General features: G+C 42.6%; 2 protein-coding genes. Both read left to right on the top strand.

Translation table 11 applies throughout. The features are described from left to right. Nucleotides 1–151 precede the first annotated feature (151 nt). Nucleotides 152–592, top strand: a complete 441-nt coding sequence (locus tag MN202_RS20500) for a hypothetical protein (protein WP_335737991.1) — start codon at nucleotides 152–154, stop codon at nucleotides 590–592. A gap of 81 nt (nucleotides 593–673) precedes the next feature. Further along, on the top strand, nucleotides 674–1027 hold the full coding sequence (locus MN202_RS20495; RefSeq protein WP_335737990.1) for a hypothetical protein: 354 nt from the start codon (nucleotides 674–676) through the stop codon (nucleotides 1025–1027). The last annotated feature ends 129 nt before the right edge of the window (nucleotides 1028–1156 follow it).

Here is a 1156-nt window from a genome sequence, read left to right as displayed (position 1 = left end):
AATAAGCGAACCGGGCCGTTCAACAGGCGTTTAGCCGTCACTGAACAACGTGCCGGATAAAACGCTAAAGCGTTAGCTGTATTGATTGCTATCACCGAATATCTGTATCAACATTGCCATCATTGATTTTTAACAACTGAAAGGTAAGTAAATGTTCTCCTTTTTTAAACGCGATAGTTTGAAAAAAGCATTGGATGCATGTCAGCAACAGTTAAAATCTCAAGGGCTTGAGCTTGAGTTAACTGAAAAACAGTATCAAATGACAATAAGTATTAGTACTTTCAATGAAATTGAAGCGAGGTACAAATCTAAAGGCCTTTCACAGTGGGGAGGACTTGCGTGGTATTGCTCATATTCAATTCAAAGAGCTTTAGAAGGACAAAAAGCAGGGAAAGACATGAGTGATACAGTCATCGAACTGGTAAATAAAACTGCTGGAATTGCATTGCTGTTAGGGAACTCGATTCCTGGCTTGAAGTTAGTTCAAAATGATATGGGTGCTATTGGTTATGCTGGTGAGATCGCTATGGAATGGTTAGATGCAAATGAGTCTCCTGCTGATAAAGAACTTGCGGAAATTATGGGTAATTAAAGCTAACAAGGCAAGTCAGCATCGCACCTTCGGTGCTGGACTCGCTAACGCTCGCCGCTGCTTGCGGCGTTAGGCATTGTCATGGCTCAGATTATAGAAAGAGAAGACCTTCGAAAAATATTGCATAAATGGCAGGCCGCACAACTGACGTCTAAACAAGTTCATGAATGGGCGAATAGCCGCTTCGCAACGGATGCCTGGGACGCTGAAGACGAGATCACTAATGAAATTTTGAGCCGATTGGACATGCTTGACATGAATCTATTAGTTCCAGAGGATGTACCTACGTTGTTACAGGCTCTGTCGTTTGAGAATGGGTTGCTTGCTGATGCGCTACAGTTCTTAGAGAGTTATGAGGCGAACATTAATATTAGGGAACGCAAACAGAGATATGCAAATAATCCTTTGTATGCACCGTTTTGCAAACAAGCCTAACAAGCGCATGTTTCGGACAAATTTCCGCTGCGCTGCAATTTGCCGCAAATGCGGGCGTTGGTATGACTCCCCACGTCAAGCAGGTTGAGCTTATTTCTGTTCAGTTAAGAACCTTCTTTTGCTGTTAAA

It is taken from the genome of Rheinheimera muenzenbergensis (genome assembly GCF_036984005.1).
GTDB classification, from domain to species: Bacteria; Pseudomonadota; Gammaproteobacteria; order Enterobacterales; family Alteromonadaceae; genus Alishewanella; species Alishewanella muenzenbergensis.
The sequence above is the reverse complement of the archived record's forward strand: the minus strand, read 5'-3'. Positions and strand labels throughout refer to the sequence as shown.